This window comes from Streptomyces sp. NPDC101191, from assembly GCF_044767915.1.
Classification (GTDB): Bacteria; Actinomycetota; Actinomycetes; order Streptomycetales; family Streptomycetaceae; genus Streptomyces.
Genome location: NZ_JBIWOU010000010.1, coordinates 98,224 through 123,258 on the forward strand (window position 1 = coordinate 98,224; position 25,035 = coordinate 123,258).

General features: G+C 72.4%; 24 protein-coding genes. 18 read left to right on the top strand and 6 right to left on the bottom strand.

Annotated elements, in window-relative coordinates; genetic code table 11:
* Positions 1-4: 4 nt before the first annotated feature.
* Together ACIRQF_RS32140 and ACIRQF_RS32145 are read left to right on the top strand one after the other, a co-directional pair.
* On the top strand, positions 5-919 hold the full coding sequence (locus ACIRQF_RS32140; protein ID WP_404097692.1) for a ribonuclease Z: 915 nt from the start codon (positions 5-7) through the stop codon (positions 917-919).
* Positions 919-1,917 (top strand): adenosine deaminase, encoded by a 999-nt coding sequence (locus ACIRQF_RS32145; RefSeq protein WP_404097695.1) that lies wholly within the window; start codon positions 919-921, stop codon positions 1,915-1,917. The genes ACIRQF_RS32140 and ACIRQF_RS32145 overlap by 1 nt, the downstream gene beginning before the upstream one ends.
* Positions 1,918-2,124: 207 nt before the next feature.
* On the opposite strand, the gene ACIRQF_RS32150 is transcribed toward ACIRQF_RS32145, so the two are convergent.
* Positions 2,125-3,471 carry an MFS transporter gene (locus ACIRQF_RS32150; RefSeq protein WP_404097698.1) on the bottom strand — a complete coding sequence of 449 codons (1,347 nt, stop codon included), beginning with the start codon at positions 3,469-3,471 and terminating at the stop codon, positions 2,125-2,127.
* Positions 3,472-3,723: 252 nt separating this feature from the next.
* Between ACIRQF_RS32150 and ACIRQF_RS32155 the strand changes: the two genes are divergently transcribed.
* From ACIRQF_RS32155 to ACIRQF_RS32175, 5 genes are all read left to right on the top strand, one after another.
* A complete protein-coding gene (locus ACIRQF_RS32155) occupies positions 3,724-4,842 on the top strand; it encodes a carbohydrate kinase family protein (RefSeq protein ID WP_404097700.1) in 1,119 nt (372 codons plus the stop codon).
* 177 nt (positions 4,843-5,019) lie between these two features.
* A complete protein-coding gene (locus ACIRQF_RS32160) occupies positions 5,020-6,093 on the top strand; it encodes a PhoH family protein (RefSeq protein ID WP_389750106.1) in 1,074 nt (357 codons plus the stop codon).
* Positions 6,094-6,105: 12 nt separating this feature from the next.
* Positions 6,106-6,603, top strand: coding sequence for an rRNA maturation RNase YbeY (gene ybeY / locus ACIRQF_RS32165; RefSeq protein WP_382479829.1), 498 nt, complete (start codon positions 6,106-6,108; stop codon positions 6,601-6,603).
* 8 nt (positions 6,604-6,611) lie between these two features.
* Positions 6,612-7,919 (top strand): hemolysin family protein, encoded by a 1,308-nt coding sequence (locus ACIRQF_RS32170; RefSeq protein WP_376630313.1) that lies wholly within the window; start codon positions 6,612-6,614, stop codon positions 7,917-7,919.
* On the top strand, positions 7,916-8,269 hold the full coding sequence (locus tag ACIRQF_RS32175; RefSeq protein ID WP_376630311.1) for an MmcQ/YjbR family DNA-binding protein: 354 nt from the start codon (positions 7,916-7,918) through the stop codon (positions 8,267-8,269). Before ACIRQF_RS32170 ends, ACIRQF_RS32175 begins: the two co-directional genes overlap by 4 nt.
* Before the next feature lie 3 nt (positions 8,270-8,272).
* Here the strand turns inward: ACIRQF_RS32175 and ACIRQF_RS32180 are convergent, their stop codons facing one another.
* Complete coding sequence (locus ACIRQF_RS32180) at positions 8,273-9,712, bottom strand: MFS transporter (protein ID WP_404097704.1); 1,440 nt, start codon at positions 9,710-9,712, stop codon at positions 8,273-8,275.
* A 188-nt stretch (positions 9,713-9,900) separates the two neighbouring features.
* Between ACIRQF_RS32180 and ACIRQF_RS32185 the strand changes: the two genes are divergently transcribed.
* The 7 genes from ACIRQF_RS32185 to era all read left to right on the top strand — a co-directional run bounded on the left by ACIRQF_RS32185 (position 9,901) and on the right by era (position 16,214).
* Entirely contained in the window at positions 9,901-10,722 is an 822-nt protein-coding gene (locus tag ACIRQF_RS32185; RefSeq protein ID WP_376630677.1) for a helix-turn-helix transcriptional regulator, read from the top strand.
* 164 nt (positions 10,723-10,886) lie between these two features.
* Positions 10,887-11,621: a hypothetical protein gene (locus ACIRQF_RS32190; RefSeq protein WP_389750104.1), complete on the top strand. Its 735-nt coding sequence runs from the start codon at positions 10,887-10,889 to the stop codon at positions 11,619-11,621.
* Between the two features lie 26 nt (positions 11,622-11,647).
* The gene (locus ACIRQF_RS32195; RefSeq protein WP_376630305.1) at positions 11,648-12,010 is read left to right on the top strand and encodes a cytidine deaminase; all 363 of its coding nucleotides are present in this window, start codon (positions 11,648-11,650) and stop codon (positions 12,008-12,010) included.
* Between the two features lie 212 nt (positions 12,011-12,222).
* Positions 12,223-12,702, top strand: coding sequence for a hypothetical protein (locus tag ACIRQF_RS32200; RefSeq protein WP_382479836.1), 480 nt, complete (start codon positions 12,223-12,225; stop codon positions 12,700-12,702).
* 189 nt (positions 12,703-12,891) lie between these two features.
* Positions 12,892-14,241 (top strand): beta-xylosidase, encoded by a 1,350-nt coding sequence (locus ACIRQF_RS32205; protein WP_382479838.1) that lies wholly within the window; start codon positions 12,892-12,894, stop codon positions 14,239-14,241.
* A 38-nt stretch (positions 14,242-14,279) separates the two neighbouring features.
* Positions 14,280-15,242: a WxL protein peptidoglycan domain-containing protein gene (locus ACIRQF_RS32210; RefSeq protein ID WP_404097708.1), complete on the top strand. Its 963-nt coding sequence runs from the start codon at positions 14,280-14,282 to the stop codon at positions 15,240-15,242.
* Between the two features lie 21 nt (positions 15,243-15,263).
* Positions 15,264-16,214, top strand: a complete 951-nt coding sequence (era, locus tag ACIRQF_RS32215; protein WP_376630298.1) for a GTPase Era — start codon at positions 15,264-15,266, stop codon at positions 16,212-16,214.
* A gap of 164 nt (positions 16,215-16,378) precedes the next feature.
* On the opposite strand, the gene ACIRQF_RS32220 is transcribed toward era, so the two are convergent.
* Both ACIRQF_RS32220 and ACIRQF_RS32225 read right to left on the bottom strand, forming a co-directional pair.
* The gene (locus ACIRQF_RS32220; protein WP_376630296.1) at positions 16,379-16,645 is read right to left on the bottom strand and encodes a protealysin inhibitor emfourin; all 267 of its coding nucleotides are present in this window, start codon (positions 16,643-16,645) and stop codon (positions 16,379-16,381) included.
* 20 nt (positions 16,646-16,665) lie between these two features.
* Positions 16,666-17,730: a M4 family metallopeptidase gene (locus ACIRQF_RS32225; RefSeq protein WP_404097712.1), complete on the bottom strand. Its 1,065-nt coding sequence runs from the start codon at positions 17,728-17,730 to the stop codon at positions 16,666-16,668.
* Positions 17,731-18,062: 332 nt separating this feature from the next.
* Between ACIRQF_RS32225 and leuA the strand changes: the two genes are divergently transcribed.
* The 3 genes from leuA to ACIRQF_RS32240 all read left to right on the top strand — a co-directional run bounded on the left by leuA (position 18,063) and on the right by ACIRQF_RS32240 (position 21,153).
* Complete coding sequence (gene leuA / locus ACIRQF_RS32230; protein ID WP_404097715.1) at positions 18,063-19,826, top strand: 2-isopropylmalate synthase; 1,764 nt, start codon at positions 18,063-18,065, stop codon at positions 19,824-19,826.
* Positions 19,827-20,171: 345 nt separating this feature from the next.
* Positions 20,172-20,327, top strand: a complete 156-nt coding sequence (locus ACIRQF_RS32235) for a hypothetical protein (RefSeq protein ID WP_404097717.1) — start codon at positions 20,172-20,174, stop codon at positions 20,325-20,327.
* A gap of 103 nt (positions 20,328-20,430) precedes the next feature.
* Positions 20,431-21,153 carry a TerB family tellurite resistance protein gene (locus tag ACIRQF_RS32240; protein ID WP_376630288.1) on the top strand — a complete coding sequence of 241 codons (723 nt, stop codon included), beginning with the start codon at positions 20,431-20,433 and terminating at the stop codon, positions 21,151-21,153.
* A gap of 229 nt (positions 21,154-21,382) precedes the next feature.
* On the opposite strand, the gene ACIRQF_RS32245 is transcribed toward ACIRQF_RS32240, so the two are convergent.
* Both ACIRQF_RS32245 and ACIRQF_RS32250 read right to left on the bottom strand, forming a co-directional pair.
* Positions 21,383-22,915, bottom strand: a complete 1,533-nt coding sequence (locus tag ACIRQF_RS32245) for a LuxR family transcriptional regulator (RefSeq protein WP_404097720.1) — start codon at positions 22,913-22,915, stop codon at positions 21,383-21,385.
* Positions 22,916-22,976: 61 nt separating this feature from the next.
* Positions 22,977-24,350, bottom strand: a complete 1,374-nt coding sequence (locus ACIRQF_RS32250) for an FAD-dependent oxidoreductase (RefSeq protein WP_376630284.1) — start codon at positions 24,348-24,350, stop codon at positions 22,977-22,979.
* 199 nt (positions 24,351-24,549) lie between these two features.
* Here ACIRQF_RS32250 and ACIRQF_RS32255 point away from each other — a divergent pair, with 199 nt between their 5' ends.
* The gene (locus tag ACIRQF_RS32255; protein WP_404097722.1) at positions 24,550-25,020 is read left to right on the top strand and encodes a hypothetical protein; all 471 of its coding nucleotides are present in this window, start codon (positions 24,550-24,552) and stop codon (positions 25,018-25,020) included.
* The last annotated feature ends 15 nt before the right edge of the window (positions 25,021-25,035 follow it).

Sequence of the window (25,035 nt, forward strand, 5' to 3'; positions counted from 1 at the left end):
CCCCTTGTCCGTACGCGAACTGGTCGTCCTCGGCACGGCCAGCCAGGTACCCACCCGGCACCGCAACCACAACGGCTACCTGCTGCGCTGGGACGGGACCGGCATCCTCTTCGACCCCGGTGAGGGCACCCAGCGGCAGATGCTCCGGGCCGGGGTCGCGGCGCACGACCTGAACCGGATCTGCGTCACGCACTTCCACGGCGACCACTCGCTGGGGCTGGCCGGGGTGATCCAGCGGATCAACCTCGACCAGGTCCCGCACCCGGTCACCGCGCACTACCCGGCGAGCGGGCAGCAGTACTTCGAGCGCCTGCGGTACGCGACGGCCTACCGCGAGACCGTGCTTCTGGTCGAGGAGCCGGTCGCCGCCGACGGGGCGCTCGCCGTCACGGACGCGTACACGCTCGACGCGCGCCTGCTCTCGCACCCCGTGGAGTCGTACGGCTACCGGCTCACCGAGCCCGACGGGCGCCGGCTGCTGCCGGAGCGGCTCGCCGCGCACGGCATCAAGGGCCCCGACGTGGGGCGGATCCAGCGCGAGGGCGTCCTCGGCGGCGTCACGCTGGAGGACGTGAGCGAGGTGCGGCGCGGGCAGCGGTTCGCGTTCGTCATGGACACCCGGCTGTGCGACGGGGTGTACGCGCTCGCCGACGGCGCCGACATGCTCGTCATCGAGTCGACCTTCCTCGACGAGGACGTCCGGCTCGCCACCGACCACGGACACCTGACGGCCGGTCAGGCGGCGGCGGTCGCCCGGGACGCGGGCGTACGGCACCTCGTGCTGACGCACTTCTCGCAGCGGTACGCCGAGCCGGAGGAGTTCGAGCGGCAGGCGCGGGCGGCCGGGTTCGAGGGGGAGCTGAGTATTGCCCAGGACCTGATGAGGGTCCCCGTACCGAAGAGACAGAACGTTTCCTGATGCCCGTACCCAAGGCCGAACTGCACCTCCACATCGAAGGCACCCTCGAACCCGAGCTGGCGTTCGCGCTGGCCGCGCGGAACGGGGTGACGCTGCCGTACGCCGACACCGAGGAGTTGCGTGAGGCGTACCGCTTCAGCGACCTCCAGTCCTTCCTGGACCTGTACTACGCGCTGATGGCGGTCCTGCGCACCGCCGACGACTTCACCGAGCTCGCCGACGCGTACCTGGTGCGGGCCGCGCGGCAGGGCGTGCGGCACGCCGAGATCTTCTTCGACCCGCAGGCGCATACGGCGCGCGGCGTGCCCTTCGGGGTGGTGGTCGAGGGGCTCTCCGCGGCCCTCGACCGTGCCGGGGAGCGGCACGGGATCTCCACCCGGCTCATCATGTGCTTCCTGCGCGACGAGTCGGCGGAGTCGGCGATGGCGACGCTGGAGGCCGCTAAGCCGTACCTGGACCGGATCACGGGCGTCGGGCTGGACTCGGCCGAGGTCGGGAACCCGCCGGCCAAGTTCCGCGAGGTCTACGAGGCGGCCGCCCGCCTCGGCCTGCGGCGGGTCGCCCACGCGGGGGAGGAGGGGCCCCCGTCGTACATCCGCGAGGCCCTCGACGTCCTCGGCGTCGAGCGGGTCGACCACGGCCTGCGGTGCCTGGAGGACCCCGAGCTCGTGGAGCGCCTCGTCCGGGAGCGGATCCCGCTGACGCTGTGCCCGCTGTCGAACGTGCGACTGCGGGCCGTCGACACGATCGAGGACCACCCGCTGCGGGCGATGCTGGGCGCGGGGCTGGTCGCGACGGTCAACTCCGACGACCCGGCGTACTTCGGCGGCTACGCCGACGACAACTTCACGGCGGTCCGCGAGGCGCTCGGGCTGTCCGCCGACCAGCTGCGGACCCTGGCCCGGAACTCCTTCCTGGCGTCCTTCCTGGAGGACGAGGAGGAGCGGCGGGCGGGGTACCTGGCGGAGGTCGAGGCGTACGACTTCGCGGGGGAGTAGACCCCGGGCCTGTGCCGGGTACGCGGGCTCCGCACGTACGCAGGTGGCGGGCGTGGTGCGCCCGCTTCGCCAGGTCCGCGGACCACGTCCGCGGACCGCGTCCGCTGACTCCGGCGCGCCGGGCCCGCTGAGGCCCCCCGCCCGCCCGTCCGACCCTCGCCGTCCCCCCGTTCTCCGCCCCGCAAGGGGGGAGGAGCGGGGGAGAGCCTAGGCGCGGTCCGACGGGCGGGCCAGGTCGTAGGCCGACCTGGCCGCCTGCCGGGCCGGGGCGTCCAGGTGGATCGGGGCGATGTCCTGTTCCGGAGCGCCCAGTTGGGGGACGAGGGCCGGGGTCGGGGTGGTGGTCGCGGCCAGGAGCGCCGCCGGTGCGCCGCCGCGGCGACGGACGGAGCCCGGGACCAGCGGTCGACCCGAGACATGGCGGGCCACGGCCGTCATGGGGACGGCGATGAGCAGGAGCAGAGCGCAGAGGGTCACGCCCATGCCCGGGTAGCCGGCCGCCTCCGACAGGACGCTGCCGGTGACCGGGCCGCACGCCACGCCCAGCGACGACGCCGAGCCGACCAGGACCGCCCAGCGGCCCCGGGGGTCCAGGGAGGCGGCCAGGCCGAGGAGGTAGGACAGGACGACGGGGTAGAGGGCGTTCCACGCGATCTCGCCCGTCGCGAAGGTGGTGGGGGTCGCCGCGGCCGAACTCAGCAGGACGCAGCCGGCGATGAGTGCCGTGCCCGCGCCGATCGGTACCGCCCGGCCCAGCCGTGAGCCCAGGGCTCCCGCCACCACGACGCCGGCCAGGCCCGCGCCGAGGGCGACGGCGAAGACGGCGCCGAGGGCGACCTCCGAGAGACCGGCCTGGGTCAGGCCGATCCGGCCGCTGACGCCCCACAGCGCGTTCTGCGCCATCGACCAGAGCAGGATCGCGCCCGCGAGGACCGCGCCCGCCCGGCGGTGCGGGAGGGGCCCGGTGACGGGCGGCTCCTGCCCGGCCCGCGGGCCGGGCCCGGTCGCGGGTGCGAGGGCCTTCGTGGCCGGCCATACGGCCACGGCCGTCGCGGCGATCGCCGCGAACGGCAGCGTGTGGCCGCCGCCCAGCCGCGGCAGCGTCAGATACAGCGCGCCCGCCGCCGCCGACACCGACAGCAGGCCGAGCGCCGAGGCGCGGTGCGGGTCGGGGCGGCCCGCGATGCCCGCCGCGGCGACCGCCGTGGACGTGCCCGAGCCGAAGCCGCCGACGACCGCGCCGAGTACCACCAGCGGGAGTTCGTGCGTGGCGGCGGCCGTGCCGTAGCCGACCGCCATGGCGGTGAGGCCCAGCCGTGCCGCCCGGCGCGGGCCGACGCGGTCCACGCGGGCGGCGAGCGTGAAGCCCGCCGACGCCGAGCCGAGGAGGAGGATCGAGCCGACCAGGCCGGCTTGGGACGGGCCCAGGCCCAGGCCCGCGGACAGGCGGCCGACGAGGGTCGGGAGGAGGTAAGGGGCCAGGTATCCGGCCGTGAAGAGGGCGACGAGAGCGGTGTGCGGTGCCACCAGGGCACGCGCAGAGCGCGACGGCATGGGCGTTCCAGGAACTGAACAGGGAGATGAGAGGGCGCCCGGGGATTCACGGGGTCGCGGCACCATGTGTATCAAGCATCCGAGTGGGCGGAGAAGCTGGTGTCCCTCGATTCGGTATGTGATGTGGGTCACGATTGGTTTGGATGGTGGTCGGGTGGGTATTAAGGCGCGGAATCGTCGCGCCCACCCCGCCTCACCGTTCCCTTCGGGCACACTGTCCGGATCAGCACCACGATGCCGATCCGCCGCACCATGACCGGGGAGCCTGCCGTGACCGAACGCGACAACGACGTCGACCCGCTGGTGTGCCTCCGCGAGCCCACCGATCCCGAGTGCGACGTCTTCCTCACCGGCACGGTGTTCCTCGACATCATCTTCACCGGGCTCGATTCCGCCCCCGTCCGCGGAACCGAGTCCTGGGCCCGCGGCATGGGATCCAGCCCCGGCGGCGTCGCCAACATGGCGACCGCGCTCGCCCGGCTCGGGCTGCGGACCTCGCTGGCCGCCGCGTTCGGCGACGACCACTACGGCGAGTACTGCTGGGACGCCCTGGAGCAGGGCGAGGGCATCGACCTCTCGCTGTCGCGGACCGTGCCCGGATGGCATTCGCCGGTCACCGTCTCCATGGCCTACGAGGGCGAGCGCACCATGGTGTCGCACGGCCACGCCGCCCCGCCCCTCGACGGCGCCCTGCCCGCCTACCCGCCCCACGCCCGCGCCGCCGTGGCCTCCCTGGTCCCCGGCCGCAACGAGGAGTGGGTGGCCCGGGCGGCCGGCTCCGGGGCCAAGGTCTTCGCCGACGTCGGCTGGGACGACACCGGGCGCTGGGACCTCGCCGGGCTCAGGGACCTGGAGCACTGCGAGGCCTTCCTGCCCAACGCCGCCGAGGCGATGCGGTACACCCGCACCGACTGCCCGCGCGCCGCCGCCCGGGCGCTCGCCGACAAGGTGCGGTACGCGGTCGTCACGCTCGGTTCCGAGGGCGCCTACGCCGTGGACGGGGCCACCGGCGAGACCGCCGAGGTGCCCGCCATCCAGGTCTCGGCGCTCGACCCGACCGGCGCCGGGGACGTCTTCGTCGCCGGGTTCGTGACCGGGACCCTCGCCGGCTGGCCGCTCGCCGACCGGCTCGCCTTCGCGGGGCTGACCGCCGCCCTCTCCGTACAGGAGTTCGGCGGGTCGCTGTCCGCGCCGACCTGGGGCGAGATCGCCGCCTGGTGGCAGCACGTCCAGGGGCACGAGGGCCAGGACCCGGCCGCCCTGCGCGACCGCTACGCCTTCCTGGAGCGCCTGCTGCCCGCCCCGGCCCGCCCGTGGCCGCTGCGCCGGGCCGTCCCCACCATCGGCTTCCGCGCCGCCCCGGCCTCCTAGCCACCGGTGAGGAGGGCCGCCCGTGCGGCCTGAGGGGCGCCGCCTCCCGGCCGCCCGGGCCGTCCCCGAAATTCCGTTCAGGTCTGTCGGGGGCGAGTCGTAGGCTTGGTATCCGAGAGGTTGTCGAGCAGCGAGAACCCTGCAACAGGAGGTATGCGCAGGCCCCAGTGCCGGCCCATGACTCAGACACCCACAGCCGACGCCCCCGCCCTCGGGCCGGGACAGGCACGCGCCAGGTTCACCGTCCCCGCGAAGCACCCGATGGTGATGATGCTGGGTTCCGGCGACTCCCTGCTGCGCGTGATCGAGGAAGCGTTCCCGACGACGGACATCCACGTACGGGGAAACGAGATCAGCGCGACCGGTGAAGCGCGGGAAGTCGCGCTGATCCAGCGCCTGTTCGACGAGATGATGCTGGTGCTCCGCACCGGTCAGCCGATGACGGAGGATGCCGTGGAACGTTCGATCGCGATGCTGCGCGAGGAGAACGGGGAGGGCGGAGCGGCGGCCGAGACCCCCTCCGAGGTGCTCACCCAGAACATCCTGTCGAGCCGCGGCCGCACCATCCGCCCCAAGACCCTCAACCAGAAGCGCTATGTCGACGCCATCGACAAGCACACCATCGTCTTCGGCATCGGCCCCGCCGGCACCGGCAAGACGTATCTGGCCATGGCCAAGGCGGTCCAGGCCCTGCAGTCCAAGCAGGTCACCCGGATCATCCTGACCCGGCCGGCGGTCGAGGCGGGCGAGCGGCTCGGCTTCCTGCCCGGCACGCTCTACGAGAAGATCGACCCCTATCTGCGGCCGCTCTACGACGCGCTGCACGACATGCTCGACCCCGACTCGATCCCCAAGCTCATGGCGAACGGGACGATCGAGGTCGCGCCGCTGGCGTACATGCGCGGACGCACGCTCAACGACGCGTTCATCATCCTGGACGAGGCGCAGAACACGAGCCCCGAGCAGATGAAGATGTTCCTCACCCGCCTCGGCTTCGACTCGAAGATCGTCATCACCGGTGACGTCACCCAGGTCGACCTCCCGGGCGGCTCGAAGAGCGGTCTGCGGCAGGTCCGGGACATCCTCGAAGGGGTCCCCGACGTGCACTTCTCGACGCTCACGTCGCAGGATGTCGTACGGCACAAGCTCGTCGGCCGTATCGTCGACGCGTACGAGAAGTACGACAGCCGCAACGACAGCCGCAACGACAGCCGCACCGGCGGCCGTCAGGACGGCCGTAACGGGAAGTAGAAGCAACCGCACATGTCGATCGACGTCAACAACGAGTCCGGCACCGAGGTCGACGAGCAGTCGATCCTCGACATCGCCCGCTACGCGCTCGCGCGCATGCGTATCCATCCGCTCTCCGAGCTCTCGGTGATCGTGGTGGACGCCGAGGCGATGGAGCAGCTCCACATCCAGTGGATGGACCTGCCGGGTCCGACGGACGTCATGTCCTTCCCCATGGACGAGCTGCGCCCGCCGTCGAAGGACGACGAGGAGCCCCCGCAGGGGCTCCTCGGCGACATCGTGCTCTGCCCCGAGGTCGCCACGAAGCAGGGCGAGGACGCGCCGACGCGGCACTCCATGGACGAGGAGCTCCAGCTCCTGACCGTCCACGGGGTGCTGCACCTGCTCGGCTACGACCACGAGGAGCCGGACGAGAAGGCCGAGATGTTCGGCCTCCAGGCGGCCATCGTGGACGGCTGGCGCGCGGAGAAGGGCCTGACCGGCCCGTCGCCGGCGCCGACCGTCTCCTGAGGGCGGCCATGAGTGCTCAGCTGATCCTGGGCGCCGTCGCCCTGGTCATCGTCGCCTGGCTCGCCGCCTGCGCCGAGGCCGGCATCGCCCGGGTCTCCAGTTTCCGCGCCGCCGAGGCCGTCAGGTCCGGGCGGCGCGGCGCCGAGAAGCTCGCCCAGGTCGCCTCCGACCCGACCCGCTACCTCAACGTGGCACTGCTCGTGCGCGTCGCCTGCGAGATGGCGGCGGGGGTGCTCGTGACGTACGCGTGCCTGGAGGAGTTCTCGGAGACCTGGCAGGCGCTGCTCGTCGCGATCGTCGTGATGGTGCTCGTGTCGTACGTCGCCGTCGGCGTCTCGCCGCGCACCATCGGCCGCCAGCACCCGCTCAACACGGCGACCGCCGCCGCGTACGTGCTGCTGCCGCTGGCCCGCGTCATGGGCCCGATCCCGCAGCTGCTCATCCTCATCGGCAACGCGCTCACGCCCGGCAAGGGCTTCCGCAAGGGCCCGTTCGCCTCCGAGGCCGAGCTGCGCGCGATGGTCGACCTGGCCGAGCAGGAGTCGCTGATCGAGGACGAGGAGCGCCGCATGGTGCACTCGGTCTTCGAGCTCGGCGACACCCTGGTGCGCGAGGTGATGGTGCCGCGCACGGACCTCGTCTGCATCGAGCGGTACAAGACCGTCCGCCAGGCCCTCACCCTCGCGCTGCGCTCCGGCTTCTCCCGGATCCCGGTGACCGGGGAGAACGAGGACGACATCGTCGGCGTCGTGTATCTGAAGGACCTGGTCCGCAAGACGCACATCAACCGGGAGGCCGAGGCCGACCTGGTGTCCACGGCGATGCGCCCGGCGGCCTTCGTGCCCGACACCAAGAACGCGGGCGACCTGCTGCGCGAGATGCAGCAGGAGCGCAACCACGTCGCCGTCGTCATCGACGAGTACGGCGGCACGGCCGGGATCGTCACCATCGAGGACATCCTGGAGGAGATCGTCGGCGAGATCACCGACGAGTACGACCGGGAGCTGCCGCCCGTCGAGGAGCTCGGCGAGGACCGCTACCGGGTCACCGCCCGCCTGGACATCGGCGACCTCGGCGAGCTCTACGGCTTCGGGCCGGACGAGTACGACGACGAGGACGTGGAGACGGTCGGCGGACTGCTCGCCAAGGCCCTCGGCCGGGTGCCGATCGCCGGCGCCAACTCGGTCGTGGAGCTGCCGGACGGGCGGACGCTGCGGCTCACCGCCGAGTCCCCGGCCGGCCGCCGGAACAAGATCGTGACCGTGCTCGTCGAACCGGTCGGCACCGCCGGCCCCGGGGAGGGAACCGACTCGTGACGCCCGACCAGCTGCGCGCCTTCTGCCTGGACTTCAACGACGCGAGCGAGGAGTTCCCCTTCGGCCCCGACGTCTCCGTCTTCAAGGTGGCCGGGAAGATGTTCGCGCTGTCCTGGCTGGACGCCGACCCGCTGACGGTCAATCTGAAGTGCGATCCGGACGAGGCCGTACGGCTCCGCGAGGAGTATCCGGCGGTCGCCCCCGGCTATCACATGAACAAGCGGCACTGGAACACCGTGACCGTGGGAGAGCTCCCGGACCGGATGGTCCGGGAGCTCGTCGAGGACTCGTACGACCTCGTCGTCGCCGGTCTTCCGAAGGCGGTACGGCTCCGCCTCGACCGGCCCTGACCGTCAGGCACGCTTCCGCAGGCCGAACGCGACCAGGACCGCCGTCGCCAGGACGATCGCCGCGTCCAGGGCGAGGACGGTGCGCACACCTCCGTACAGGCTGTCGCCGGTGGTGGCGAGGACGCCGAGCAGCGGGATGCCGACCGTGAGGCCGACCTGCTGGGTCGTGGTCACCAGACCGGTGGCCAGGCCCTGCTCCTCGTCCGGGACGCCGGAGGTGACGGTCACGCCGTACGAGATGATCGCGCCCAGGTGGCACATGGAGGCCAGCGAGACGGCGACCGTCGCCAGGATCGCGCCCGACCCGGTGCCGATGGCGAGCAGCCCGGCGGTCAGCACGCCCTGGCCGGCGAGTCCGGCGACCAGGGTGCGGCGGGCGCCGAAGCGGCCGATCACCCGGGCGGCGAAGGAGCCGGCCAGGACCGACATGACGCCCTGGACGCCGAAGACCAGACCGGTCTGGAAGCCCGACAGGCCCAGCGTCTCCTGCAGGTAGAGGGTCAGGACGAAGACGACGGTGGACATCATCCCGAAGGTGACGAGCCCGCCCAGGTTCCCGAAGGCGACCGTGCCCCGCTTCAGCATCGGCAGCGACACCAGCGGGGCCTCGTGCCGGGACTCGACGACCACGAAGGCGGCCAGCAGTGCCACGCCCGCCACCAGGGTGACCAGGACGTCCGCGCCGCCGAAGCCGCGCTGGGCCGCCGTCGACAGGGCGTAGATCAGGGAGAGCAGGCCCCCGGTGACGGTCACCGCGCCGGGCACGTCGAGGCGGGGCCGCTCGGGGGTGCGGGACTCGGGCAGCAGACCCGGGGCGAAGGGCAGCACCAGCACGCTGAACAGGGTGAGCAGGCCCATGGTGGAGCGCCAGCCGAAGGTGTCGGTCATGACACCACCGAGGACCATGCCCACGGTGAAGCCCAGCGACAGGATGGTGCCGGAGATGCCGAGCGCCCGGTCACGCTGCGGGCCCTCGGGGAAGGTGGTGGTCAGCAGGGCCATGCCGGTCGGCACGATGGCCGCCGCACCCAGGCCCTGCAGGGCGCGGCCGGTGAGGAAGGCCGCCGGGCTCCAGGCGAAGGTGGCGAGCAGCGAGGCCGCGCCGAAGAGCGCGAGGCCCGTGAGGAACAGCTTCTTGCGTCCGTAGAGGTCGCCGATCCGGCCGGAGAGCAGCAGGAAGCCGCCGGACGGCAGGGCGAAGGCGGTGACCGCCCACTGGAGGGCGGAGGTGCTGAGCCCGAGGTCGGCGCCGAGCACGGGCAGGGCCACGTTCAGGACGGAGAAGTCCAGCGACACCATGAACTGGGCGGCGCACAGCACGATCAGGATCAGCCGGGCGCGGCCGGTGAGCGCCGGCGCCGCGCCGGTCGCGGGGGCCGGGGGAGCGGGAGGGACCGGGGCGGTTCCGGTCGGGGAGGTCTCGGGGGAGGTGACGGTTGCCATGGCAACGACTCTCGTGGTCCGGGAATGCCCGTGGGGAGCGGGAACTTATCCTGTTGGTCGCACCACCAGGCACCACCAGGCACCACCAGGCACCGCCATGCGTCCAGGGGGAGGAAGCACACGTGGCCACGGCAGTGGAGAACACGGACGGCAAGGCCCACCGACTCGCCGAACTGCGCGAGTTCCTGATGAGCCGACGGGCCCGGGTGAGCCCCACCGAGGCGGGCCTGCCGGACGGCGGCGCCCGGCGTCGCACGCCCGGACTGCGCCGCGAGGAGGTGGCCGTCCTCGCCGGGGTCGGGGTCTCCTGGTACCAGTGGCTCGAGCAGGGCCGCGACATCACCGTGTCCCCGCAGGTCCTCGACTCCGTCGCCCGGGTGCTGCGGCTCAGTCCCGTCGAACGGCGCCATCTGTACGTCCTGGCGGGGCTCAACCCGCCGGCGCCCGAGGCCGCGCCGGAGGACCGGGACATGTGCCACGGGCTGCGGCGCCTCATCGACACGTGGATGCCCTTCCCGGCACACATCATGGACGTGTACTGGAACACGGTCATGTACAACGAGGCGGCGGCGATCGTCCTCGGCATGCGCCCGGAGATCGTCCAGAACTGCCTGGTCGCCTTCTTCACCGACCCGCTGTACCGCGCGCGGTCGAACTGCTGGGAGCAGCTGGCCCCGCAGGTCGTCGCCCAGTTCCGCGCCGCCTGCTCGGAGCATCCGGGGGACGACGGCTTCCGCTCCGTGGTCGAGGAGGCCAAGGAGGCGAGCCCGGAGTTCACGGAGCTGTGGGAGCGGCGGGACATCCGGCCCGGCGGCCTCAACCGCAAGGAGATGGAGCACCCGCTGGTCGGCCCGCTCTTCGTCGAGGCCACCCAACTGCGGGTCCCTGCCCGGCCGGACCTGGTGATCGTGCTGCACACCCCGCTCCCGGAGGCGGACACGGCGGCGAAACTGGAGTGGCTGGTGTCGCCGGAGGGGCGACGCGGGGCGATGTTCCCGGTGGCGGGCTAGGTGTTCCGTCCCGGGCCGACCGGGTCTTCGAGGCACGTACGTGTCACCGGCCCCGTATATGCTCCCGCCCGTTCGATTCGTTCGTGATCATGTCGGGCCGGTGGCCGCGGTCTTCGCGACCGGCGTCCTGCGTTCGACTCCCTACCCTCAAGAGGCACTTCACCATGCGCACTCGCATCAGCCGCGGTCTGGCCGCCGCCCTCGCCGTATCCGCGCTCTCGCTGACCGCCGCCTGCGGTGGCGGGGAGAAGAAGGACGACGCGGCGAAGAGCGGCACCGACAAGCCGGCCGCCGGCGCGACGACGTCCGCCGCACCCACGTCCGCGGCGCCCGCCGCGTCGCTGACGGACGCCCAGATGAAGGCCGCCCTCCTGGAGCTGAAGGACCTCCCGTCGGGCTGGAAGGTCACGAAGCACGCGGACAGCCCGAGCGCCTACAAGACCGACAAGCCCGCGTGCAAGGGCTTCGCCGACATGATGGGCAGCGGCGACGTCGCCGGTGCCACGAAGGGCCCGAGCGCCGACTTCGCTCTCGGCAACAACGACTCGGAGATCAACGAGCAGGTCGTGAGCTTCACCGGCACCGGTGCGGCCGACTACCTCAAGCAGCTCTCCTCCGCGCTGGACACGTGCGGCGACATGACCGTCGAGGCGGACGGCCAGAAGATGAAGCTCTCGGCGAAGAAGCGCACCGCCCCGCAGGGGACGGAGGAGGCGCTCGCCTTCACGCTGGGCCTCGAGGTCGCCCCCGGGATGACGATCGAGCCGAACTTCGTGTTCGCCCGCCAGGGCAACGGGGTGGTCCGCTTCATGCTGCTCGCGGACGCCGCCGGCAAGAAGGACTTCGACTCGCTCGCCAAGAAGGCCACCGACAAGTTCGCCAAGGCCGCTCAGGGCTGAGCCCGGCCCCGACCTATCCTCGGATCATGACACTCAACCGCGAGCACGACGACCTCGGCGCCGAGGACCTCAAGATCATCACGCTGGCGCGCAGCGCCCGCGCCCGCAACGGGGTGCCGGAGGGCGCGGCGGTACGGGACGAGACCGGGCGCACCTACGTCGCGGGGACCGTCGACCTGGAGTCGCTCAAGCTGAGCGCGCTGCAGACCGCGGTCGCCATGGCCGTGGCCAGCGGCGCCCAGTCGCTGGAGGCCGCGGCTCTCGTCTCGGCCGCGGAGGCCGCGTCCGAGGAGGACCGCGCGGCGGTCCGGGACCTGGGCGGGCCGGAGACCCCGGTGTTGCTGGCGGGTCCCGACGGGCGGCTGCGCGTGGCGGTCACCGCGGGCTGAGGCCCGGCCTCGTGCGGGCGGGGCCCGGCGCGGGCGGGATGCGCCGGGCCTCGTGGTACCGCTCCCGCATGGGCCTTGTGCTCTTGTGAAGAATGCGCATCAATAGCTGCGAACGGTCCGACGGGCCGTCAGATCTCCGCCTGTCTCGCGGAGTCTCCTTGACGCAGTGTCCGCACCCCTGCGTTCGTCATCGGAAGGGGTACGACCTCGCCATGGGAACCAGAAGCAGCTTAGGGATCGTCGCGGTGCTCTCCGGGGCGCTCGCCGCCTCGGCCCTCGTGTTCGCGCCGGGAGCCGCCGCCGTGTCGCCGGGGACGGCCACGGCCACGTACGACTGCGGCTCGTGGGGCGGTGGCGGTGCCACGCTCACCGCCACGCAGAGCGGCACCGCCGCGACGATCACCCTCACCTCCGCCGTGAAGACGCCGATCGCGGTCGGCGCCGACCAGATCAACGCCACGCTCACGCTGGCCAAGGCCGGTGGCGGCACCCGGGTGTTCACCGGCAAGAAGAACCCGCCGATCGCCGCGAACCAGTCCGTCACGATCGGCCCGCTCAGTGGGACCGTCGCCTCCGGTGACAGCCTCAACTCCTACTTCGCGGGCACCGCGCTCAAGATGGTGATCTTCGGCGTCACCGTGAACTGCGACGCGCTCACCTCGCAGTCGCCCGGGCCCTTCGTGTTCAGCTGAGCTCCTTCCGCACGGCCGACCGGTACCGCCGAGGGCGGTACCGGTCCTTGTTGTGGCCTGGGGAAATGCACCGGATGTACTGATCTTGCCATGATCTGATGGCCCATCAGTCGGTGCATTTCGATTCCATTGACTTCTCTTGGCCCGCAGCCGTCAATGGCGCCCTCTCATCCCTCAGGAGGGGCCCACATGGCACTCGACAGAAGCCGCGCGGCGGCACGAAGACGGCGTCGCTGGTCCGCCGCCCTCGGCGCCACCGCGCTCGCCCTCACCGCCGGCGGAGCGCTCGCCGCCCCGGCCGGCGCGGTCACCGCGGCCTCCGCGCCCGTGGAGTTCGCGACCCACTGCGTACCGCCGCCGATCGCCGGCATCCCGCCCATCGACGGGACGACCACGGCGCAGATCACCGTCGACAACGCCGCGCCGAAGGTCGGCGACACGGTCACCGTCACCTACACCGTCACCAAGCCCGCCGCCTCGAACCCGGTGGACCTGGCGCTGCCGGAGAACATCATGACTCCGAGCGGCAAGGTCGCCCTCGGCGGCGCCCAGGCCGGCTCCGTCACGGTCACCGGCGAGAAGAAGAACCCGCCCGTCCCCGGCAAGGGCACCTTCCCGCCCTTCTCGATGAAGGGCACCTTCACCGTGACCGCGCCCGGCGCGATCACCCTCTCGCCCGGCGACTACAACATCCACACCAGCTACATCATGGAGCTGGACACCCCCTGTACCGTCACCAACCCGCCCGCGCCCGTCTCCGAGACGGTCACGGCGGCCCCGCAACCCGGGGCCAACGAGCGTGCCCTCCAGCTCGACAACGCCTCCGGGGCGCCGGGCGTCCGCGTCACCGTCAGCGGGACCAGGTTCACCCCGCTCGCCGAGGTCACCGTCGTCGGCCGGGCCGGTGCGGCCGAGACCGCCGACAGGATGACCGTCACCACGGACGGCGAGGGCGGCTTCGCGGCGCGGCTGAAGGTCTCCGACCTGGCGACCACCGGGATCGTGGCGTACGAGGGGACGGCCTGGGACCCCGACAAGGGCGCGGGCCCCGTCGCGTACCAGGTCATCGACGACACCCCGGCGCCGCCGAACAGCCAGAAGATCACCGCCACGGTCAAGGCGGGCACCCTGTCGATGACCCAGGCCGGTGACGCCGTCCAGCTGTCGGCCGTCGACTTCGGCCAGGGCGGCGCGGCCACCGGCGCCCTCCGGACGGTGACCGTCAAGGACTTCCGCGGCGGCCCCGCGGGCTGGTCCCTGACCGGCAAGGTCAGCGACTTCACCGGTCCCGGCGGCGCCGCCATCGGCGCCGGGAAGCTCAGCTGGAGCCCGGCCTGCGCCACCAAGCCCGGCAGCCCCAGCACCTGCGCCGCGGGCAGTGCCGGTGCCGTCGGCAGCACCGGCGCGACGCTCGCGTCCACGCCCAACGGCACCGTCACGGGCGGCGAGTTCACCGTCGACGCCGGGCTCTCGCTCGACGTCCCGGCGTACACCGCACCCGGCAGCTACGCGGGCGTGCTCACGCTGACGCTGTCCTGACCGTTCCGAGAGAACCGAGCCAAAAGGGGTCCGCACCCGTGCGCAAGCCGTACGTCCTCCTGATGAACCTTCTCGGCCTCCTGGGCGCCGCGCTGCTCCTCGGCGTCCAGGGGGCACCCCCCGCATCCGCCGCCGACAACGGCGAGTGGGCCGTCTACCCGGCCGCCTCGCAGCTCGGCAGCCGCCCGTACTTCTACCTCTCCGCCGACCCGGGGACCACCGTCACCGACAAGGTCACCGTCGCCAACAAGACCGCCGCCCCGCTCACCTTCCTCCTCTACGGCGCCGACGCCTACAACACCGAACGCGACGGCGGCTTCGCCGTGCGCACCCGGCAGGAGAAGCAGACCGGCGCGGGCGCCTGGATCAGGCCGGACCGCGACCGGGTCACCGTCCCGCCCCGGTCCGCCGTCACCGTGCCGTACACCCTCACCGTCCCCGCCGACGCCGAGCCCGGCGACCACCCCGGCGCCCTCGTGGCCCTCGACGAGCGGATCGCCAAGGGCGGGGGCTCCGTCGCCCTCGGTGTGCAGCGCGCGGTCGGCGCCCGGGTCTATCTGCGGGTCGGCGGCCCCACCGTCCCCGCCCTCTCCGTCGAGGACGTCACCCTCGACCAGGACCGGCCGCTCGTGCCCGGCACCCGCGCCGGCAACGCCGTCATCTCCTACACCCTGTACAACCGCGGCAACGTCACCCTCAACCCCAAGGTCGCGCTCAGGGCCCAGGGGCTCTTCGGCCGCACCCTGCTCGCCCGCGACCTGGAACGGCTGCCGGCCGAGCTGCTGCCCCGGCAGCGGATCCGGCTCTCCGAGCGCTGGACGGGCTCGCCGCAGTTCGACTGGGGTGACGTGACCCTGACCGCCACCGCCAAGGACGTCCGCGAGACCGGGCGGGTGTCCTTCCTCGCCCTGCCCTGGCTGCCCGTCGCGGTGCTCGCCGTGGGGGGTCTCGCCGGGCTGGCCGGCCTGCGGATACGCCGCCGACGGGCACTGAGTACGTGAGGCGGGCGCTCATCGGGGACAATGGCCCCCATGAGCGTTCGTACAGATGAGAACACCGCCCCCCACCGGGCCGGCTTCGCGTGCTTCGTCGGCCGCCCCAACGCGGGCAAGTCCACCCTGACGAACGCTCTTGTCGGGCAGAAGGTGGCCATCACCTCCAACCGGCCGCAGACCACCCGGCACACCGTCCGCGGCATCGTGCACCGCTCCGAAGCGCAGCTGATCCTGGTCGACACCCCCGGCCTCCACAAGCCGCGCACCCTGCTCGGCGAGCGCCTCAACGACGTCGTGCGCACCACCTGGGCCGAGGTCGACGTGATCGGCTTCTGCCTGCCCGCCGACCAGAAGCTCGGCCCCGGCGACCGCTTCATCGCCAAGGAGCTCGCCGAGATCAAGAAGACCCCGAAGGTCGCGATCGTCACCAAGACCGACCTGGTCGACTCCAAGACCCTCGCCGAGCAGCTGATCGCCATCGACCAGCTCGGCAGGGAGCTGGGCATCGAGTGGGCCCAGATCGTGCCGGTCTCCGCCGTCGGCGACAAGCAGGTCCAGCTCGTCGCCGACCTGCTCATCCCGCTCCTGCCGGAGTCCCCGCCGCTGTACCCCGAGGGCGACCTCACCGACGAGCCCGAGATGGTCATGGTCGCGGAGCTCATCCGCGAGGCCGCGCTCGAAGGCGTCCGCGACGAGCTGCCGCACTCCATCGCCGTGGTCGTCGAAGAGATGATCCCGCGCGAGAACCGCCCGGCGGACCGCCCGCTGCTCGACATCCACGCCAACGTGTACATCGAGCGCCCCAGCCAGAAGGGCATCATCATCGGCCCGAAGGGCAGCCGCCTCAAGGAGGTCGGCATGAAGTCCCGCAAGCACATCGAGGCGCTGCTCGGGACCCCGGTCTTCCTCGACCTCCACGTGAAGGTCGCGAAGGACTGGCAGCGGGACCCCAAGCAGCTCAGGAAGCTGGGCTTCTAGGCCGGTTCTTCCGGCTCAGGCCTTCCGGCTCAGGCCTTCCGGACCAGGCCTTCCGGGCCTCGCCCGGCGGGGTCGGCGCCCGCACGGAGAGGCGGGCCCCGTCGCGCGCGCAGCCGAAGGCGCCGGCAGTCCGTAGCGGGCTGCCGACGCCTTCGTGAGGTGGGTTACGCGCCTTCCTTGAGGACCCGTTGGATGAGGGCCCGTTGCGCCTCCGTCAGGTCCGGGTCGTCGCAGTGGACGGTCCGCCCGTCGACGGTGATCTCGTAGGAGAAGCCGTCGGGCACGCCGCGCCGCCCCTCCCGCTCACCGTCGGAGAGCACCGTCTCGGCCAGGGACGCCAGCTCGCCAGCGTCCGGGTGGTCCGAGGTGTCGATCTCGGCCGACCGCTCCCTGCCCGCGAAACCGCCTGTGCGTCGCACTCGAATCCGCATGGGACCTGTCTACCAGCGGCTCAGGAGGTCGGCACGCCGACGAGCGACCAGGCCTTCAGGACGGCCTGCAGCTCCTCGCCCTCGCCGAACAGCTTCCGCGCCGAGGCCGCCGTCGCCCGCGCGAACTCGGAGAAGCGGGCCTCCTCGGCGAGGGTGCCACCGGTCATCACGTCGTACCAGATCTTGCCCGCCCGCTCCCAGGCGTAGCCGCCGAGCTCCCTGGCCACCTGGTAGAAGGCGTGGTTGGGGATGCCCGAGTTGATGTGCACACCGCCGTTGTCCGAGCTGGTGCGGACGTAGCCGTCCATCGTCGCCGGCTGCGGGTCCTTGCCGAGGACGTCGTCGTCGTAGGCCGTGCCCGGTGCCTTCATGGAGCGCAGCGCCACCCCGCGGTCGATGGCGGGACCGAGCAGCCCCTCGCCGATCAGCCAGTCGGCGGCGTCGGCCGTCTGGCCCAGCGCGTGCTGCTTCACGAGCGAGCCGAAGACGTCCGAGACGGACTCGTTGAGCGCGCCCGACTGCCCGAAGTAGGCGAGGTTGGCCGTGTACTGGGTGAAGCCGTGGGTCAGTTCGTGGCCCATGACGTCCACGGGGATCGTGAAGTCGAGGAAGAGCTCGCCGTCGCCGTCGCCGAACACCATCTGCTCGCCGTTCCAGAAGGCGTTGTCGTACTTCTCGTCGAAGTGCACGGACGCGAGGAGGGGCATCCCCGCGCCGTCGATGGAGCTGCGGCCGAAGGCCTGCGAGAACAGCTCGAAGGTGGCGCCGAGCCCGGCGTACGCCCGGTTGACGGTGATGTCCTGCACGGCGGCCGCGCCCTCGGCGCGCACCTCCCTGCCCGGCAGGGAGGTGCCGTTCCGGGCGTCGTAGATCGTGCGCCGCGGCTTGTCGGACGCCTCGCCGCCCGCGCGCGCCCCGCGCACCTCGGGCGCCTCGGCGCGGAGCCTGCGCTCCGTGCGCTGAGTCGCGTCCACGGTGAGCGTGCGCCGCGCGGCCTCGGCGTAGGCCGGATTGTCCGACTCGGCGAGCCGCTCCAGGACGTGCGGCGGGACGATCGAGCAGAAGACAGACGTGTGGGGAGTCATAGGGGAAATGTGGCACTGTGTGGCCTTGCTGTCACGGCCTGCGACGATGATTGGCGAAATGGAGTGATGAGTCACCTTTCTCCCTTGACGCGGCGGCCGTCCCGCATACTGAAACGGGACGTCCGCTCCCGCCGCACCTGGGCTACAGTGACGCGCATCATGCGTTTCGGGCTGCTTCTCCTTAGCTGCCGCGGCGAGGGCCTGTAGTCGTAGGCCGACCCCCTCCCCGCGGGATTCGGTGTTGCGTTCGACAGTCGGCCTCCCCCAAGCGCTCGGCTTCGCTCGAGCAGGGGGACCCCCACTCCCTCAGGACCTCCGAGGAGCCCCACGCAATGTCTCAGTCGCCGTTCATCAGCCGCCCGACGCCCGTCACCTCCGCGACGCACCTGCAGAAGCCGTCCGGGATGCCCGTCCACAAGTACGGGCAGTACGAGGCCGTCGACATCCCGGACCGCACCTGGCCCGAGCGGCGCATCACCAAGGCGCCCCGCTGGCTGTCGACCGACCTGCGCGACGGCAACCAGGCCCTGATCGACCCGATGAGCCCGGCCCGCAAGCGCGAGATGTTCGACCTGCTGGTCCGGATGGGCTACAAGGAGATCGAGGTCGGCTTCCCGTCCTCCGGCGAGACCGACTTCGCCTTCGTGCGCTCGATCATCGAAGAGGGCGCGATCCCGGACGACGTCACGATCTCCGTACTGACCCAGGCCCGCGAGGACCTGATCGAGCGGACCGTGGAGTCCCTGAAGGGCGCCAACCGCGCCACCGTGCACCTGTACAACGCGACCGCGCCCACCTTCCGCCGGGTGGTCTTCCGCGGCTCGAAGGACGACATCAAGCAGATCGCGGTCGACGGCACCCGCCTGGTGATGGAGTACGCGGAGAAGCTGCTGGGTCCGGAGACCACCTTCGGCTACCAGTACAGCCCGGAGATCTTCACCGACACCGAGCTGGACTTCGCCCTGGAGGTCTGCGAGGCGGTCTGTGACGTCTGGCAGCCCGGCCCGGGCCGCGAGATCATCCTCAACCTGCCCGCCACCGTGGAGCGTTCGACGTCGTCCACGCACGCGGACCGTTTCGAGTGGATGTCCCGCAACCTGACCCGTCGCGAGTACATCTGCCTGTCCGTCCACCCGCACAACGACCGCGGTACGGCGGTGGCCGCGGCCGAGCTGGCCGTCATGGCCGGCGCCGACCGCATCGAGGGCTGCCTGTTCGGCCAGGGCGAGCGCACCGGCAACGTCGACCTGGTGACCCTGGGCATGAACCTGTTCAGCCAGGGCGTCGACCCGCAGATCGACTTCTCGCAGATCGACGAGATCCGCCGGACCTCCGAGTACTGCAACCAGATGGAGGTCCACCCGCGCCACCCGTACGCGGGCGACCTGGTCTACACGGCCTTCTCCGGCTCCCACCAGGACGCCATCAAGAAGGGCTTCGACGCCATGGAGGCCGACGCGGCCGCCCAGGGCAAGACCGTCGACGACATCGAGTGGGCCGTCCCGTACCTGCCGATCGACCCGAAGGACGTCGGCCGCTCCTACGAGGCCGTCATCCGCGTCAACTCGCAGTCCGGGAAGGGCGGCATCGCGTACGTCCTGAAGAACGACCACAAGCTGGACCTGCCCCGCCGGATGCAGATCGAGTTCTCGCGGATCATCCAGGCGAAGACCGACGCCGAGGGCGGCGAGGTCACGCCGAAGGAGATCTGGTCCGTCTTCCAGGACGAGTACCTGCCCAACCCGGACAACGCCTGGGGCCGCATCCAGCTGCGTTCCGGTCAGTCGACCTCCGACACGGACGGCACCGACACCCTGAAGGTCGAGGCCGTCGTGGACGGTGTCGAGACCGTCCTGACCGGCTCGGGCAACGGTCCGATCTCCGCCTTCTTCGCCGCCCTGCAGGCGATCGGCGTGGACGCCCGCCTGCTGGACTACCAGGAGCACACGATGAGCGAGGGCGCCTCCGCGCAGGCCGCCTCGTACATCGAGTGCGCCATCGACGGCAAGGTCCTGTGGGGCATCGGCATCGACGCCAACACGACCCGCGCCTCCCTGAAGGCGGTCGTCTCGGCGGTCAACCGCTCGGCCCGCTGACCTCGCGTCCTCCTGAACCGCCCCGCACCCTTCCGAGGGTGCGGGGCGGCTTCTTTCGTGCGGCCCCGGGCACGTCAACGGGTCCGTGATCGCCGAGAGCCCGATCACCGCGCCTGACGCGGAGACCCACCCACCAGAGGAACTTCACCGGCTGCCTCCCCGGCGGGAACCGGCCCGGCCCGGTCGTCCCACCGGAGAAGCCGAAGCCGACCGAGACCCCCCGGTCCCCCCGGTCCCCCCGGTCTCCCCGGTCTCCCCGGTCCCCCCGGTCTCCCCGGGACCACCGCCCCGAAGCCCTCCTCCCCGGCCACTTCCGCCCCGGCCCCCTCGCAGTCCACATCGGCCGTGGCGCCGGTGCCCGCGCCGTGGTCCACTCCGGAGGGTGATCTCGCCCGGACCGGTTCGGCCTTCGGACCTGGCGCGATGCGGGCCGCCGGGGCGGCCGTCCTCGTCGGCGGCGGCTTCCTGGCCTTCGCGAAGCCGCGCAAGCGCGCTTCCTGAGGCCCGGCCGGCCCCGGCGGGTCTCGGCCATCTCCATGGCGTTCTGCTGACGAGGTGCTGACGCCGCATCATCGATGTGGCTAACATCACGCCACGGCCGGCAGTGTTGCCGGGACGTCAAGGGAGGTGCGGCGTGCGGTCAGCGCGGAAGTCACGGGACCGGAGCAGAGTTCTCTGCGGAATTCGCACTTCCTGGAACACGATCGGCGACGGCGAGTTCTTCTGCGAGGAGTGCGGCGGCGACCGCAACTACCGCCGTCGCACGGGCCGCCGCCGGTTCGCCGTCCTGGGCGTGCCGCTGCTGCCCCGGGGCGACGCGGGCCCGGTCGTCGAGTGCGCCGCCTGCCACACCCACTTCGGTACGGACGTGCTGACGCACCCGACGACCAGCAGGTTCTCCGGGATGCTCCGGGACGCGGTGCACACCGTCGCGCTCGCCGTGCTCGCGGCGGGCGGCACCTCGTCGCGCACCGCGGTCGACACCGCCGCCGCCGCGGTGCGGGCGGCCGGCTTCGCCGACTGCACCGGGCTCCAGCTGGTCGAACTGGTGGAGGCCCTCGCCGCCGACACCGGCCGCTTCCTGCCGGACGTGAGCAGCGGGGGAGCGGCCCTCGCCATCGAGCTCCACGAGGCGCTCGAACCGCTCTCCCCGCACCTGGCCCCGTCGGGACGCGAATCGATCCTGCTGCAGGGCGCCCGGATCGCCCTCGCGGACGGTCCCTACACCCCCGCCGAGCGGGAGGTCCTCGGGACGGTCGGCAACGCGCTGGCGCTGTGCGCGGACGACACGGCCCGGCTGCTGGCCACGGCCCGCACGGTGAGCTGAGGCCGCGGGACTTCCGGACGGTTTACGGCGCGCCCCTGGCCTTGTGGGCCTTCGCTAAGGCTCGGGGCGTGGTGCGGCGGTGCGGGGGGCTCCGGGTCTCTGGGTCTTCGGTACGGCTCGGGGCGTGCTGCCGTGGTGCGGCGGGCTCTGGGCCTCCGGGTCTCCGGTACGGCTCGGGGCGTGCTGCCGTGGTGCGGTTGGCTCTGCGCCTCCGGGTTTTCGGTACGGCTCAGGGCGTGGCGCCGTGGTGCGGCGGGTGCTGCGCACCCGCGAGGAGGGCGGCGGCGCGACGGGCGTCCGGGGCGGCGCCCAGGCGCTCGAAGGCCGTTCGGGCGGCGTCCAGTGAGAGCCGGGCGGCCGCCTCGTCGCCGGCCGCGCGGTCGGCCGCCGCGAGCAGCATCCGCGCCCGCGCCGCCTCGTAGGGCACGCGCAGTTCCCGCCACAGCACGAGGGCCCGCCGCAGCGGCGGGTGGGCCGGCTCGCCCCGGGCGAGGGCCAGCGCCCCGCGCGCGGTGGCGGCGACGGCGGCGAGCAGCGGCGCTTCCGGGGCGGGCGCCAGCCCCTCCAGCTCCAGGACCGCCTGCTCGGCGGCGCCGGTCGCGCCGACCGCGAGGGTCACCTCCGTGAGCGCGGCGAGCAGCCGGGCCCGGCCGAGGAGGTCGTGCCGCGGGTCGCTCTGGCAGTCCAGGGCCAGTCGCAGCCCGGCGAGGGCGGTGTCCGCACGGCCCTCGGCGAGCCGGAGCAGGGCGAGCCCCGGTTGCGGGACGCGCCCGAGTTCGTGGGCGCGGGCGTACGAGCGGGCCGCCTCGACGCCCCGGCCCTGGCGCCGCTGGACCTCGCCGGCCGCGTACGAGGCTGCGGCGGCGGCGTCGAGCGAGTCCTCCAGGACCTCCTGGAGGACCAGGTGCGCCTCCTCCTCGGCGCGCGCCCACTCGCCGAGCAGGTCGAGCACCTCGACGTGGTGGACGCGGCACGCCCCGCGGAAGGGGTTGTCGGCAACGGGTGCGGCCCGGGCCGGAGCGGGGGTCCGGGGCGTGGCTCCGGGGGAGGGGGCGACGTGCTGCGCACGCGGCACCGAGCACCACGCCATCGCCGCGTCCGTCCACTCGACCGCCCGCCGGAGATCGGCGGCGCCCATGCACTGGTCGAGGGCCAGGGCGAACAGCCGCCCCGTGTACAGGGAGCTCAGTTCGCCGGCCGTCACCGCGCGCATCGCGTCGTCGAGGAGCGCGAGCCCCTCGGCCCGGCGCCCCTGCGCGAGCAGGACGGAGGCCTCGGACTGGCGGCTCAGGGCGACGAGGTCCGGGTTGGCGCAGAGCTCGGCGAGCCGGGTCATGCGCCGGGCGGCGGCGAGGGCCGCGGCCGGGTCGTGGTGCTGCTGTGCCTCCTCCGCGTCCGCGAGGGCGAGGAGGCACTGCTCGGGGCAGTCGGGCCGGCCCTCCAGATGGTGCCGGGCCCGGTGCAGCCAGCCCGCGGCGGCCGCGGGCCTGCCCAGGCGGCGGTACTCGGAGGCCAGCCACCACGCGGTGGCTCCCGCGCCGCGCGGGTCGCCCGCCGCCACGTGGGCGGCGTGGGCCCGCAGCCGGGCGGTGACGGACTCCTCGACCCGGCCGGACCACCAGGCGGAGTCGGCGAGGGCGTCCAGGTCGCCGGGCCCGAGGGGCGCGGTGGGGTGGCGGTCCGCCTCGTGCAGAAGGGCGTACGCGCCGGCCCAGTCCTCGCGGGCCGCCGCGTCCCTGGCCTGCGTGAGCGTGACGGCCATGACGGGCTCCTTCCCGGCCCTTTCAGGGTAGGGCCGGGAAGGGTGCGCGGCAGGCGGGGCGTCAGCCCTGCTCGACGCCGCTGGCGCGGAGCATGTCCTCGCGCTCGACGATCTTCACGCGCTCGCGGCCCTCGGGCTCGCCGAGCGCCTTCTCGGCGGCGTCGAGCCGGTACCAGCCCTCCCACGTGGTGTACGTGACGCCCTTGCCCTCCAGGAAGGACACGACCGCGTCCTCCTCCGGCGAGGCGGGGGTGAGCAGCCGTCCGTTGGCGTGGTCGTCGAGCAGGTTGGCCACGGTCTCGTTGGCGTCGCCCTTGGTGTGGCCGATGAGACCGACGGGGCCGCGCCGGATCCAGCCGGTGACGTAGGTGGAGGCCATGTGCGTGCCGCCCTCCTCGATGACCCGGCCGCCCTGGTCGGGGACGGTGCCGCTGACGGTGTCCCAGGGGAGCTTGGGCAGCTCGTCGGAGAGGTAGCCGACGGCGCGGTAGACGGACTGGACGTCCCAGTCGGTCGTCGTGCCGGTGCCCTTGACGTTGCCGGTGCCGTCGAGCTCGGTGCGCTCGGTGCGCAGACCGACGACCTTGCCGTCCTCGCCGAGGATCTCGACGGGGGACTCGAAGAAGTGCAGGAAGAGCTTGTGCGGGCGGTCGCCTATGTCGCGGATCGCCCAGTTCTCCAGGGTCTTCGCGACCATGTCGGTCTGCTTGTTCTTGCGCCGCTCGGCGATGGAGCCCTCGTCGTAGTCGATGTCCTCGGGGTTGACGATGACCTCGATGTTGGGGCTGTGGTCCAGCTCGCGCAGCTCCATGGGGCTGAACTTGGCCTGGGCCGGGCCCCGGCGCCCGAAGACGTGGATCTCCACGGCCTTGTTGGCCTTGAGGCCCTCGTGGACGTTCGGCGGGATCTCGGTCGGCAGCAGCTCCTCGGCGGTCTTGGCGAGGATGCGGGCGACGTCGAGGGCCACGTTGCCGACACCGAGGACGGCGACCTTCTCGGCGGAGAGGTCCCAGGTGCGCGGGACGTCCGGGTGGCCGTCGTACCAGGACGCGAAGTCGGCGGCGCCGAAGGAGCCGTCGAGCTCGACACCGGGGATGCGCAGCTCGCGGTCGTACATGGCGCCGGTGGAGAAGACCACCGCGTCGTAGAAGGAGCGCAGGTCGTCGAGGTGCACGTCGGTGCCGTAGTTCACGTTGCCGAAGAGGCGGACCTGCGGCTTGTCGAGCACCTGGTGGAGGGCGGTGATGATGCCCTTGATGCGGGGGTGGTCGGGCGCGACGCCGTAGCGGATGAGGCCGAAGGGCGCGGGCATCCGCTCGAAGAGGTCGATGGACACACCCGGTTCGGCGGCGGCCTCGGACTTCAGCAGCGCATCAGCGGCGTAGATCCCGGCGGGGCCGGCGCCGACGATCGCGACCCGGAGGGGGCGGGGCATGACGGGTTTCCCTTCGCAAGCGAGTGACGGCGAGGGATCGCCGCGCTTAGGTCACCCTAAATAACACCGGAAATGATCCGGTACCCGCCCCCGGTCTATGGCCTCATAAGGCGGGCTTATGAGATCCCAAAGAAGCACCTGGGTGTGGAGCGGCTCCGCCGTGCGGGTGGTGGCTATTCGTCCCTTAGGGTGGGTTTTCATGCGAAATTGGCTCTTTGGAGGCATCTACGGCACCGTCCTGGCGAGCGCGCTGCTGGCCGCCCTGCAGAGCGAGGGGGAGCCGTTCACGCCCGTCTACGACGCGCTCTGGATCCTGGTCACGGCGATCGCGGCGGGTCTCGTCCACGGCTACGCGCACCACATGGCGACCCATCACACCGGCAGCGCCGCGGTGCGCTGGCGGCGGCTCGGCACCGCGCTCGGGGAGGAATGGCCCCTGGTGGTCGCCGCCCTCCCTACCGTCCTGCTGCTGCTCCTGGCGGGCGCGGCGGACTGGAGCGAGGGTCCGGTCACCACGGCCGGCCTGACGCTCAACACCCTGCTGCTCGGGGCCTGGGGCACCTTCGCCGCGCTGAAGTCCGGCTACCGGCGCGGCTCGGCCGTGCTGGTGGGCCTCGCGGACGCGACGATCGGTCTGGCGATCGCGGTCGCCAACGCGCTCATCAAGTAGGACCGGGGGAAGCCC

Coding starts and splice junctions, on each gene's coding strand:
- ACIRQF_RS32170 (WP_376630313.1), top strand. CDS start 6,612: ATGAGTGCTCAGCTGATCCTGGGCGCCGTCGCCCTGGTCATCGTCGCC.
- ACIRQF_RS32200 (WP_382479836.1), top strand. CDS start 12,223: ATGGGAACCAGAAGCAGCTTAGGGATCGTCGCGGTGCTCTCCGGGGCG.
- ACIRQF_RS32255 (WP_404097722.1), top strand. CDS start 24,550: ATGCGAAATTGGCTCTTTGGAGGCATCTACGGCACCGTCCTGGCGAGC.
- ACIRQF_RS32145 (WP_404097695.1), top strand. CDS start 919: ATGCCCGTACCCAAGGCCGAACTGCACCTCCACATCGAAGGCACCCTC.
- ACIRQF_RS32225 (WP_404097712.1), bottom strand. CDS start 17,730: ATGACTCCCCACACGTCTGTCTTCTGCTCGATCGTCCCGCCGCACGTC.
- ACIRQF_RS32185 (WP_376630677.1), top strand. CDS start 9,901: ATGAGCCGACGGGCCCGGGTGAGCCCCACCGAGGCGGGCCTGCCGGAC.
- ACIRQF_RS32150 (WP_404097698.1), bottom strand. CDS start 3,471: ATGCCGTCGCGCTCTGCGCGTGCCCTGGTGGCACCGCACACCGCTCTC.
- leuA (WP_404097715.1), top strand. CDS start 18,063: ATGTCTCAGTCGCCGTTCATCAGCCGCCCGACGCCCGTCACCTCCGCG.
- ACIRQF_RS32220 (WP_376630296.1), bottom strand. CDS start 16,645: ATGCGGATTCGAGTGCGACGCACAGGCGGTTTCGCGGGCAGGGAGCGG.
- ACIRQF_RS32245 (WP_404097720.1), bottom strand. CDS start 22,915: ATGGCCGTCACGCTCACGCAGGCCAGGGACGCGGCGGCCCGCGAGGAC.
- ACIRQF_RS32180 (WP_404097704.1), bottom strand. CDS start 9,712: ATGGCAACCGTCACCTCCCCCGAGACCTCCCCGACCGGAACCGCCCCG.
- ACIRQF_RS32205 (WP_382479838.1), top strand. CDS start 12,892: ATGGCACTCGACAGAAGCCGCGCGGCGGCACGAAGACGGCGTCGCTGG.
- ACIRQF_RS32160 (WP_389750106.1), top strand. CDS start 5,020: ATGACTCAGACACCCACAGCCGACGCCCCCGCCCTCGGGCCGGGACAG.
- ybeY (WP_382479829.1), top strand. CDS start 6,106: ATGTCGATCGACGTCAACAACGAGTCCGGCACCGAGGTCGACGAGCAG.
- ACIRQF_RS32190 (WP_389750104.1), top strand. CDS start 10,887: ATGCGCACTCGCATCAGCCGCGGTCTGGCCGCCGCCCTCGCCGTATCC.
- era (WP_376630298.1), top strand. CDS start 15,264: ATGGCCCCCATGAGCGTTCGTACAGATGAGAACACCGCCCCCCACCGG.
- ACIRQF_RS32250 (WP_376630284.1), bottom strand. CDS start 24,350: ATGCCCCGCCCCCTCCGGGTCGCGATCGTCGGCGCCGGCCCCGCCGGG.
- ACIRQF_RS32155 (WP_404097700.1), top strand. CDS start 3,724: ATGACCGGGGAGCCTGCCGTGACCGAACGCGACAACGACGTCGACCCG.
- ACIRQF_RS32195 (WP_376630305.1), top strand. CDS start 11,648: ATGACACTCAACCGCGAGCACGACGACCTCGGCGCCGAGGACCTCAAG.